Here is an 11,333-nt window from a genome sequence, read left to right as displayed (position 1 = left end):
ATGGACGGTGGCTAACGTTTCGTCCCCGCCTGGATGCTGGTCAGGACCAGCTGAAGGTCCGAAAGCACAGCGGCATCACCCTTTGCAAGTGTTGCAGTAATTGGATCGCGCAGTTTGAGAACGCCATCCAGGGTTGTCTTGACTGCTGGATCAGTAGTTTGAGCGGTGACCTGCTGGAGCTGGTCGAAGAAACGTCGAGAATGTTCTTGCGCAAGTCCGTAATTCTTTCGCGTCGCTTCAAGGTACATCATTGCCGCTGTGTCTCTCAGTTGGGACAGTTGTGTTTCCACTCGGCACGAGGCCAACTGCTGCTCGGCCGTTGTGAGTTCCGCAGCACGGCGCTGTGATTTCAGGTACTGCGGAACAAAGCCTGCTAAGAATCCGGCAACCAGCAAGACCAGGCAGAGTATCAATCTGTTTCTCATTTTCGCCCCCCCGCTTTGGTGGCCGATTCTAAGGCCGGATTGGTCCGACCGGACGCTAAACGATGTGCCGTCCAACTCGGCGCATTGGTGACCGCAATGACTGAGCTTAGCTCGCAGATTGGGAGGCCGCCCGGGTTCCCTACGCCGTTCCTCGGCGCCCCCTTAACAAGTTAAAGACGAGGACGATTACCGCCAGGACAATCAACAGGTGGATCAGCGCTCCGCCCACGTGAAAGCTGAACCCTAGGAGCCAAAGAATCAGAAGAATCACGAAAATTGTCCAGAGCATACCTACCTCCCGGGCTTCTCGGACGAGAAGCCGTGCGACGATTACTTCCAGCCTTGAATAATATGTCTTGACGAGACGGCAGGACTGTTCAGGATTGCTCACTCTTCGCATTGTCTATTTGTCCCCTGCTCGGTGACGCGGCCGCCCGGTTCGCCGCCTGTGTTCGGCTTCATCAACCTCCCACCCGAAAGTAATCGGCGCAGTTGTGTTCTGTTTTGAACAGACTGCTCGAGCTTTGACTGTCAGACTTCCTAAAGTCGGGGTTCAGTCAGGCCGTTTCGTGCGGGCCAAAGCGAAGCGGCGCACCTGGCGACGACCAAGCGTTTCCAGCGCCAATTTCATCGAGGCTCCGTTCCCGGATTGCTCCGAACAGTTTCTACAACGCAGTGTGAAGGAGAGATCACGATGAAAATCATATGGATGGTCAGACTTCCGTTCCTCCTATTCTTGTTGACCGCCGCCCTATGTACAGCTCAAAGTGTTCCGCGTAACGGTGCATGTTTCTATCGCGACACCAACTATCGTGGGATGTTCTTCTGCGTCCAGGCTGGTGAATCACTCGAAGTTCTGCCTTCTGGCTTCAAGGACGCCATCCGTTCCATTCGCATCCAGGGCAATGGACAAGTGATGATCTACAATGACGACCGCTATGCGGGTGCAAACGCAGCGCTGCGCAGCGACGTCCCGGATCTCCGTATGTTGCCGATGTCGAATGATCCTGGTCGCAATTGGGCCGAACGCATCTCATCATTGCAGGTGAGCCAGTCCGAAGGACGCAATCGTGACTGGAATTACAGTTGGGGCAATGGACAAGCCAGGAGTGGGACGGGAGCCTGCTTCTTCGATGACACTAATTTCCGCGGCCGCAGCTTTTGCATTGATCGCGGCCAGGCAATTAACAATCTCCCGTCTGGATTCAACGATCGCATCCAGTCCATCCGTGTCATCGGCGACTCGGAGGTCCAGATGTTCAACGACAACAACTTCTCCGGTGCCGCTGCTCGCACAAGTCGCGACGTTGCCGACTTGCGTGCGTGGAGGATTCCCGATGATCCCTCAAAGAACTGGGGTGGCCGAATATCTTCCTTGCGAGTGGACTCGCCGGGCCGGGGCCAGCGCTGGGACAATGTTGGGGGCTATCGCGATAATGTTAACGACGATCGCCGTCAAGGCTATGATCGCAACCTGGTCCGATGCAATTCGCAACCCGGGGAACGGCAGCGTTACTGCGGCACTCCAGGTTATGCCAGCGAGGCCTACATGATTAATTCGTCTGGGACATGCCGCAAGAACGTCACTTGGGGTATCGACGATGGCCGTCTCTGGGTTGCTAACGGCTGCTCGGCCGAATTTCAAGTCCGCTAGAAGTTGTGTGAGCTAGCCTCGATCCCGTCCCATTGCGGACGGGGTCGTTGTTTGTTCGGTAGGCCAGGAACCAGGGAAGATGCCGAACGGGAAACCTTCTGATCTATCTCTCGAATCATTCTCATGATCTGTCCGACCTTCTTCAAGACCTAGCGGCATTCTTCAGGTTGTTGATCTGGTCACGCGTGGATGTGAATGAATGGGGAACTCTGCGATTTCTAACTTCGTTGAGTAAGAAGTTAATTTCGCCCCCAATCAGGATCGCAAAACCGGAAAGGTAGAACCAGAGGTACAAGCCTATGGCGGCACCCAGCGGTCCATAAGTCTTGTCAAGGCTTTCGAAGTGTCGGAAGTAAGTACCCAACAGGTATGACAGTCCAACCCAAATCATGACGGCAATAATCGCCCCGGCTAGGCTATCCCGGAAGCGCTGCTTCACATTTGGACCGAAATGGTATAGCAGGTCAACTGCGAGTACCGAAAGGGCGACAGCTATGCCCCAACGGAGATAGTGCCAGGCAGCAAGTATGGCAGGATTCAGGCCATATCTACCTGTAAGCCAGACTCCAAAGTATGTCCCCTCGACCATCAGTCCCACCGCCACGAGTAACAGGGAGCCCGCAACCAATGTCAGTCCGAGCGCGATGGGGCGTGTCTTCCAAACGCCCCGCGTTTCGTGAACCCGATAAACGACATCGAGGCCGTCGATAATGGCAGCGAATCCGCTCGAAACTGTCCACAGCGTGAAGATTAATCCGAGCGTAAAGAAGTGTCTGTGCCTCAGGGTGACGTCGGACACGATGTTACGCACTAAGCTCATTCCATCGCCTGGGACAAGCTTGGCCATCAAGCTCAGGAAGCCCTCAAACAGGTGAGGGATGGGGACATACCCGAGTAACGACGCCATCGAAATCAACAGCGGGAACAGTGAGAGTACGAAATAGTACGACAAGCCGGCGGCAAAGACGAAGAGATGTTCGTCGTAAACATCGGAGTAGATGGTTATCAGCGATCTTCTAATTGTCGGCCATGCGGCTTTCACGTTTGATGTGCGCATCGAGTCACCTCAAAACGTTTCATTCCATAGGGTCCTCAGGGGCCGATCACGATTGCGAACCCAATAGGTAGACGTCGAATGACACAGCGCATTGCCGTAGCCAATCCCGTTATCCCAGCACTTCGGACCAAAGAGCGATTACCCAAACTAAAATGATAGTCAGCGAAGAGGGGAGTTTCTGTATAGAAATGAACACATTGCAAATGCGTAGCCGTAAGTAGCGTCTGCTCGGGAAGGGATAATTCCCGGAAGACTGTCAATTGTGAACAGTCTTCCTAGCCCGACCGTTTCGGCATCTCCCGCAAGACGGCTATACAGGTAACAGTTTTGAGCCGAACGTTCTTTCGAGTGGTTCGAGGGCCCGCGCTGAGCGGTCCGAGACATAGGTAACAGTTTGTACCGGAGACATGGGGTACAGATCGTACCGGCACTCGGCAAGGAATTCTCCTATGCGATGTTCATGACGAGGAGCTTCATTTCGGTCATCTCTTGGATGGTATAGCGAACGCCTTCTCGGCCAGTTCCCGAGTCTTTTACGCCGCCATAGGGCATGTGGTCGATGCGCCATGTCGGGATATCTCCGGCAATGACACCGCCCACGTTGAGTTCTTCATAGGCACGGAAGATCAAACTTGCGTCACGAGTGAATAGCCCCGTCTGGAGACCGAAAGGAGAATCATTGACCTGGTGAAGTGCACTCTCAAAGTCGCCGTACGGTTCGACAGTCACAACGGGGGCAAAGATTTCCTGACAATTCACACGCATCCTCGGCGATGTCCCTGTGAGCACGGTAGGCTGTAAAAGAGACGCCTTCCGTTGCCCACCGCAGAGCAAACGAGCTCCGCCGGAAATCGCTTCCTGCACCCAGTCAAGCGCCCGCACTGCATCCCTCTCACGAATCATAGGACCTACGTCTGTAGCTTCATCCAGAGGATCGCCAACCCGCAGTTGCTGCACCGCCGCAATCAACTCTTGCATGAACGTCTCCTGGACGTCGCGATGCACGAAAATTCGCTGCACTGAAACGCAGCTCTGCCCAGCGTAGGAGAACGCGCCTGTTGCGCATCGTTGTGCAGCGTATTCGAGATCAGCGTCTCTGTGCACGATCGCGGCAGCGTTTCCGCCCAGTTCCAAGAGAACTCTCTTGCGTCCTGCTATGTTTCGTAACTCCCAACCAACGGTAATAGAGCCTGTGAACGTAAGCATTCGTGCCCGGGTGTCTTGGACCAGAAGTGAGGCATCCTCATTTGCGAGTGGGAGCACGTTTATGGCTCCGGCAGGAGTTCCAGCCTCTTCGAACAGTTTGGCGAGCATTAGAGTGGTAATCGGATCCTGCGGCGGCGGTTTCAAAATCACACTGCAGCCGGCAGCAATGGCTGGACCAATCTTATGGGCAGCGAGGATCAGGGGAAAATTGAACGCCGCAATCGCAATTACCGGACCGACGGGAAAGCGCCGAATAATTCCCCACCTCCCTCTGGTTGAGGGAAGCAGATCGAGAGGAAGTACCTCCCCGCCAATCCGCGTAGCCTCTTCGCTCGACACCTGAAGAGTGAATACGGTTCGTTCGACCTCAAAGCGGGCTATCTTAATCGGTTTTCCCGATTCTCTCGCCAGGACTTGCGCAAATTCTTCCTTTCGTTCGCTGAGCAGGCGAGCGGTCGTCGCGAGTATCCGCTGGCGCTCATATGATGGAAGCCTCCTGGTTTGCTCGAAAGCCCGCACCGCCGCATCGAGTGCAAGCTCTGCATGTTGGCGGGATCCGCAGCTCACAGTGCCAATCAGTTCGCCGTTATAAGGTGCGCGTATTTCGGTTGCTTTGCCGTCGGAAATCCACTCTCCATTCAGCCAAAAAGGGTAATGAATTGCCGCATTCTTCGTCGTCTCCATGTTTCACCTGGTCAACTTAGTGGCTACGGTCTGCCGGTTTAGTATCGCGGCCTCCACTCGTCCGAGATACTCAATTAGCTCCTCACCGTAGCGCTGGTGATAGCCGTCATATGGTAAGCACGTTTTGCGGGTCGCGGGCGTGGAGAATATGCCACGACGAACAAATAGCTGCTTATAGAACTGGATCGAAATGTCGAGGTGCTGGCGGGTGAAAGCCAGCACTGGAAGGATCGTGTGAAACGCTCTTACGGCGTCTTCGCGATTTTTAGCGCGATGATTGCTGACTATGAGCGAGTACATTCGAGTCATTGCGGTAGGCATGAAAATATCGACGCCGCGATCAAGCGCCTCAATCATTTGGTCGGCAGCCCAGCCACCCGCCACTGTCAACTGACCACTTGTCGCCTCTATTACTTGGGTATACTTGGGGCCGGCGGGACGCACTTCCACTTTCAAGCATCGGAACGAGTCGACCACTTCAAAGAGTTCCAGAATCCATTCCACCGGTAAGCCAAATCCATCCCAATCCAGATCTTGAATGGCGAGCATCGGCGCCCCGATCTGCGCGATCGAACGACAGAATTGGATCGCCGCATTCCGGTCCGAGCGATACTTTTTCGGAATTTCAACGAGTACTGACTGGCACTCGGCTTTCAATGCAGCTCGGATGATTGTAGAACTCCCTTCTTGCGTTCCAGTTGTTGCGCAAGCAATGAACTCAGCGCGAGTCCCGATACATTGCCGAACAAACCGAATGATCTCGATTCGCTCATCTATTGTCAGCGCTGTGACCTCACCCGCGTGAGCTGGGGCGAGGAATCCCGAAGCGCCTTCGCGCAGGTGCATCTCGATGGAGCGAGCCATGGATTCAAAGTCGATCTTGCCGGACCAATCGAACGGCGTATTAAGGCTCACCACGACACCGCTCAGAGGATACTTAGGTTTCATAGAGGACCGTTTGTCCGGAATCTGAGAAGAAGGCCGCTTATTTGCCTGCGAGTTTCAGCGCCATCTGCGCGGCATCGCGTAGGCTGCTTGTAAACGCAATGCCCTTGTAAGCAATGTCGAATGCGGTTCCGTGATCGACCGATGTACGGATCACGGGTAAGCCGAGAGTCACATTTGTTGCCCCCTCAAAATCGAGAATTTTCATTGGAATGTGTCCCTGGTCGTGATACATGCAAACGATTGCGTCGTATCGGCCCTTGAGTAGGTCCATGAAGATTGTGTCAGGAGGAAAAGGTCCACGAACATCGATTCCTTCTTCTTGAGCCTCGATAATGGCGGGACGTATTTCGTCGAGGTCCTCACGCCCAAAAGAACCATTCTCCCCAGCATGGGGATTCAAACCTGCAACCGCGATTCGGTTGCTGTTCCTTAGCCTGGGTACTACTTCGCTCGTTACCCGAACAGTATCCAGAACACGTTGTTTCCGAATCAGATCAATTGCTTTCCGTAGCGACACGTGGGTTGTTACATGGCTGACGATTGCCTTTGGAGATGCCAGCATCAGCGTGCTGCGCTGCTTGCCGCATAGCTTGGCAATATATTCGGTGTGGCCGGTAAAGTCGGGTTCAGTCAAACGTGAAGCTTCCTTATTGACGGGCAGCGTCACAACTGCATCTACATTTCCGTCCAGCGCCATCCGAGTCGCCACCTCGACGTAACGCAGCGCCGCTTGTCCTGACAGCCTCGATATCTCTCCGGGGCGAAGGTCCTCCGCTTTCAGCATTTCCAGGTCGTAAACGTTGAGCGAATCGGGCTTAAGAGTGAGCGAATCGGAGACACGATGGAGCGGAACTCGGTAGTGCAGCATGTCATTGCAGAGATTGAGAACGCTGAGGTCGCCGACAACAATGAATTCTCGCGGAAGTTCGCCTTTGGCGAACGAATGAAGCACAATCTCCGGGCCAACGCCGCTGCTATCGCCCATTGTTATCGCAATCATTGCTGAAATCTCCTTAACGACTCCAAAATGACGGGCAAAATATCCTCTGCCCCGAATCCCCCCGCCTTCGAAACAACGAACAGCCGACTCTCTCGAGTTTCAAGTCGTGACAACGCGATTCCAGGCAGCACTTCCGCCATGGGTATGATTCGTTTGCAATGCAGGCTTCTCGTGATCGAGGACAAAGTGTCGCCTCCAAAGACAATCAGCAACAAAGGGCCGGCTTTGGACACTATTGCGCTCGCAAGCTCTCCAACTCGGTTCGCAATCGCGAGCATCGCGGTCACCCCATCTGACGAACAGAAATCGGCATCCGTGGTGAGAATCACAGTTTTTTCCGAGCGCATTGTTTGAAGGATATTCTCTGTAATTTTTGCCCTGGCCATCTCGCCAGATGCGCCATCTCGCACCAACTCGCTTGGATTTATCTGCGTAATGATGAACCCATTGCGAGCAGCGAAGGTCAGCTGGCGCCGCGCTACCGGGTTAAGGCTTCCGTTCACTACCAATGTGCGTGCCGCGACATCGAGAACTGCCTTCGGTATGGAGGCATTCAATTGCAGCAAATCTTTCAGCGAAGGAGCGAACCCCGCAGACCCAGCGAGATTGGTGAGGGGTCTTACTTTGTGCAGAGTTGCCGCAATCGAGCGAATGTCGGCCTCGCTCTCGCAGTCGAAAATGTAGACGCCCTCGTCCGTGAGCTCGGAGACGTCGTTAGGATCTGCAGCCAAAAGGTGTGTTGGAAGTTGTGCCTGCTGTTCTAACAAAATCGATATATCCGAAGTCAGTATTGGATTCAATGGATCGTTGCCGAACTCCGACCTGTGCAGTTCTACGCCATTTACGTACTGCCTGCCTTTGCGCGTCACGCGCTGTAGCCGGGGAAATGCGGGAACGAAGAACAGCCTCTTTTCTCGAGTGGCATTCATCAGGGCCTGGAACTCGGCTCCCAGGTTGCCGCGCAGTGTCGAGTCGGTCTTTTTGTAGAAATGCTGAATTCCGTGCTTCTGTCCGAAAGCTGCGGCGCATAACACGGCGTCTGCTGCATTGGAAGGGGTGCAATGACGCGTCTCTGTGTTGATTACGAGAACTTCGCAATCGAATGGGCCTTCTTCGTCTTTCGACAGTTCTGGAAGGATGAGCGTCGAGATTTGTTGCTCCGCGAACTGCGCGCCGGTATCGATTGCGCCCGTAAGGTCGTCGGCGATGATCAACAGCTTCGGCATGGTTTCTACCGGTTGTACACGGGCACTGGCCCACGTAGACGGTTCCAGACCTCATCGCAAACTCGCAGAGTGTCAGGCGAGAGAGGGCCTTGTTCGCATGCGGCGAGGTTCTGCTCCAACTGTTCGAGGCGGGAAGCCCCGAGAATGACACATTGCACAGAGGTGTGATGGAGCAGCCAGCTGAATGCGAGACTGAGCAGCGAACGTCCGCACTGTTCCGCGATATTCATAAGTCCAGCGACGGCTTCGAAGTTCTGTTCGTGCCAATACCGGTCCTGATACATACGGTTGTCCGCGAATCTGGTTCCCGGCGTGAAGTGAGACCCAGAATGTTTTCCAGTGAGCAACCCGCCCGCCAATGGGTTATACGCGATGATCGAGACATCGTTTTTGCAGGCGAAAGGAACGAACTCCTGTTCCAGACCGCGTGCAATCAGGTTGTACATCTGTTGCGCAATGACTGCGGGCTTGTAGTTGTGATCTCTGGCGAGGGTCAACATCTCGCAGACTTGCCAGCTTGCATAATTAGACGTCGCGACCCAGCGCACCTTGCCGTCATTTACCAGTCGCTGCAATGCCTCGAGCGTTTCCTCGATCGGCACCTCGTAGTCCGGTTGGTGCAGATAGTAGACATCCAGGTAGTCGGTTTGCAGGCGCCGCAAGGACTCCTCGATCGCTCGCATGATCGAAGCTTTGGAGAGGCCGCTTTGGTCGGGCGCCGGACCCATCGCGCCGCGGACTTTACTCGCGAGAATGACACGGTGCCGGCGTCGTTTCAGGGCATCGCCGAGCATCGACTCCGAAATGCCCTGCTGATAAACATTCGCGGTATCGAAGAAATTAATCCCGGCATCGATGCACCGGCTCACCATCTCGCAAGCCGTGGAAGTCTCCACAGGATTGCCGAAGGTCATCGTGCCAAAACACAGTCGCGACACGTTCAGGTCGGTTCCACTTAACAGTCGTAGTTCCATTTACCCCACCAAACGCAATGACGCAGGAAATCGAAGCCTAAACCTAGGCCGCCATCCTCCGGAACAACTTATACAACTCGCTTTTCAACTCGATGCCGATTCCTGGTTCTTCTGGAAGTCGCACACGTCCCTGCTGAACGCGCTCACGATCGGCAAAGCCTCCGAACGGCTGAAAGATTCCGGGATAAGATTCATTTCCGCCGAGCCCCAAGCCTGCCGCGATGTGCAATGTAAGCTGATGACCACCATGCGGAATACACGTTCTGGAGGACCAACCGAGTTCGGCGAGCATCCCGAGAATCCGTAAGTATTCAACGAGGCCGTAGCTGAGTGCAGGGTCTATCTGGAGAACACTAGTCTTAGGGTCGAGACCACCATATCGGATGAGGTTGCGGGCGTCCTGAAAAGAAAAGAGATTTTCACCGGTTGCCAATGGTGTGCGGCAGCTTTGCGCAACGCTCTTCAAGAGCTCGAAGTCGAGCGGATCACCCGGCTCTTCGTACCATTGCAGACCGTAGCCGTCGAGCGCGCGACCATACTCAATAGCGGTTTTCGTGTCGAAGCGACCATTGGCGTCAACCGCCAGCGTCTGGCCTTCTCCCAATACCGATAGTACAGCTTCGATTCGCTCCAGGTCCTCGGGAAGGGATGCGCCGCCAATCTTCATCTTTACGGTGTCGTAGCCCATGCCGAGGTAGCTCTTCATCTCGTCCTTCAGAGCGTCGAGCCCGCGTGTGCTGTAGTAATAACCGCCGGCCGCATACACCCAGACATCGCGGTCAGCTTTGCCTCCGCGATACCGGTCGGCGAGAGTCCGGAACAGAGGCTTGCCTTCGATTTTTGCAACGATGTCCCACAAGGCCATGTCGAGAGCGCCGACAGCGACGCTGCGTTCCCCATGACCGCCCGGTTTCTCGTTGCGCATCATTACGCGCCAACATCGTTCCGGGTCGAAATTGGAACCCATGTCGTCAAGCAACGCGCTCTCTGGCGCTGCAAGCAGGCGGGGAATCATGCGGCTTTGCAGGATCCCGCTTTGGCCATATCGTCCGTTCGAACTAAACCCGTATCCAGTGACACGGTGCCCATCCCGCATGACGTCAGTCGCGATCGCAACAGCTGAGGCTGTCATCTCCTTAAAGCTGATAACAGCGTTCGCCATTTCGGAGCGGATGGGAACCGTTTCCTCGACGATCTGGGTGATTCTCATCGGGCAGCCCTTTGGATGGCTTTCCCGATCTGAGCAGCGGTCGCGAGCACCCCCTGGATCACTTCTTTCTCGCGAGTCTCGTTCATGCGGATTACCGGAACTGAAAGGCTGACCGCCGCACAAACAGAGCCAGATTCCAAAACGATCGGAACGCCCACACAGATACCGCCTTCAACCGCTTCACCACGGTCGAATGCGTACCCCTGCTGACGGATCTTTTCGAACTCTTTATGCAGGATGTGACGGTCGACAATTGTTTTGGAGGTGCGTGGAAATAATCCGTATCCCTCGAGTATGAGGTCCGCACGAGCCGGTTTTTGAAATGCTGTTATCGCTTTTCCCATCGAACTGCAGTGGGGCGGCAACACACGACCGATACGGTTGCTGTGGCGGATCTCATGGTAGCTGTCCACCGAGTCCAGTACCTGGATGTGATCGTCGAACAGGTACGCCATACTGGCAGTTTCGTTGAAATTCCGTGCCAGCGCCTCCAGGAATGGATGTGCGATATCGCGGATGTGCTCGGCACGTTCTCGCAGGCGCCCAAAGAGAACTTTGGAAGAAAGCAGATATGTACCATCTTCGTTTTTTTGCAGGTATCCGTGGACTTCCAGAGTCACCAGCACGCGGAACAAAGAGGAGACAGAGAGGCGCGTGATATCGCTGATCTCCTTCAGATTCAGGCTGGCCTCTGGATCGTGGAAACAGTCCAGGATGTCGAGCGCACGCCCGATGGCCTTGGAGTGGTACCGTTCTCCGTTGGAATCGCCCGAGGGTAGGAACGATTTGGGCCGCCGCCGCCGCTGGATGTTCGCTGCTGGTTTCTTCGTCACGCTCGCAGACTCCATCAAAGCAGGATCCGCATATACAGTGCGGAATTACACGTACTATACATCTATTCTGAGCAGAATCTCTGAAAAATGAAAATTATTGAAGAAATTGAAAATTG

11 protein-coding genes are annotated in these 11,333 nt (G+C 54.6%); 1 reads left to right on the top strand and 10 read right to left on the bottom strand.

The window, feature by feature from the left end; genetic code table 11:
* Positions 1 to 11: 11 nt before the first annotated feature.
* Together ROO76_04440 and ROO76_04435 are read right to left on the bottom strand one after the other, a co-directional pair.
* Positions 12 to 425 carry a hypothetical protein gene (locus tag ROO76_04440; protein MDT8067395.1) on the bottom strand — a complete coding sequence of 138 codons (414 nt, stop codon included), beginning with the start codon at positions 423 to 425 and terminating at the stop codon, positions 12 to 14.
* Between the two features lie 139 nt (positions 426 to 564).
* Positions 565 to 714, bottom strand: a complete 150-nt coding sequence (locus ROO76_04435; protein MDT8067394.1) for a lmo0937 family membrane protein — start codon at positions 712 to 714, stop codon at positions 565 to 567.
* A 405-nt stretch (positions 715 to 1,119) separates the two neighbouring features.
* Between ROO76_04435 and ROO76_04430 the strand changes: the two genes are divergently transcribed.
* Entirely contained in the window at positions 1,120 to 2,079 is a 960-nt protein-coding gene (locus tag ROO76_04430) for a beta/gamma crystallin domain-containing protein (GenBank protein MDT8067393.1), read from the top strand.
* 142 nt (positions 2,080 to 2,221) lie between these two features.
* Here the strand turns inward: ROO76_04430 and ROO76_04425 are convergent, their stop codons facing one another.
* From ROO76_04425 to ROO76_04390, 8 genes are all read right to left on the bottom strand, one after another.
* Positions 2,222 to 3,136, bottom strand: coding sequence for a YihY/virulence factor BrkB family protein (locus ROO76_04425; GenBank protein ID MDT8067392.1), 915 nt, complete (start codon positions 3,134 to 3,136; stop codon positions 2,222 to 2,224).
* 447 nt (positions 3,137 to 3,583) lie between these two features.
* A complete protein-coding gene (locus ROO76_04420) occupies positions 3,584 to 5,026 on the bottom strand; it encodes an aldehyde dehydrogenase family protein (GenBank protein MDT8067391.1) in 1,443 nt (480 codons plus the stop codon).
* Between the two features lie 3 nt (positions 5,027 to 5,029).
* Positions 5,030 to 5,974: a dihydrodipicolinate synthase family protein gene (locus tag ROO76_04415; protein MDT8067390.1), complete on the bottom strand. Its 945-nt coding sequence runs from the start codon at positions 5,972 to 5,974 to the stop codon at positions 5,030 to 5,032.
* 37 nt (positions 5,975 to 6,011) lie between these two features.
* Positions 6,012 to 6,974, bottom strand: a complete 963-nt coding sequence (pdxA, locus tag ROO76_04410; GenBank protein ID MDT8067389.1) for a 4-hydroxythreonine-4-phosphate dehydrogenase PdxA — start codon at positions 6,972 to 6,974, stop codon at positions 6,012 to 6,014.
* Positions 6,971 to 8,200: a four-carbon acid sugar kinase family protein gene (locus tag ROO76_04405; protein ID MDT8067388.1), complete on the bottom strand. Its 1,230-nt coding sequence runs from the start codon at positions 8,198 to 8,200 to the stop codon at positions 6,971 to 6,973. Before ROO76_04405 ends, pdxA begins: the two co-directional genes overlap by 4 nt.
* 5 nt (positions 8,201 to 8,205) lie before the next feature.
* Complete coding sequence (locus ROO76_04400) at positions 8,206 to 9,174, bottom strand: aldo/keto reductase (GenBank protein MDT8067387.1); 969 nt, start codon at positions 9,172 to 9,174, stop codon at positions 8,206 to 8,208.
* A gap of 43 nt (positions 9,175 to 9,217) precedes the next feature.
* Positions 9,218 to 10,384: a mandelate racemase/muconate lactonizing enzyme family protein gene (locus tag ROO76_04395; protein ID MDT8067386.1), complete on the bottom strand. Its 1,167-nt coding sequence runs from the start codon at positions 10,382 to 10,384 to the stop codon at positions 9,218 to 9,220.
* Positions 10,381 to 11,217, bottom strand: coding sequence for an IclR family transcriptional regulator (locus ROO76_04390; protein ID MDT8067385.1), 837 nt, complete (start codon positions 11,215 to 11,217; stop codon positions 10,381 to 10,383). The genes ROO76_04395 and ROO76_04390 overlap by 4 nt, the downstream gene beginning before the upstream one ends.
* Positions 11,218 to 11,333 lie beyond the last annotated feature (116 nt).

The sequence above is a fragment of the Terriglobia bacterium genome (assembly GCA_032252755.1).
Classification (GTDB): Bacteria; Acidobacteriota; Terriglobia; order Terriglobales; family Acidobacteriaceae; genus JAVUPY01.
This window is presented reverse-complemented; position numbering and strand designations above follow the sequence as displayed.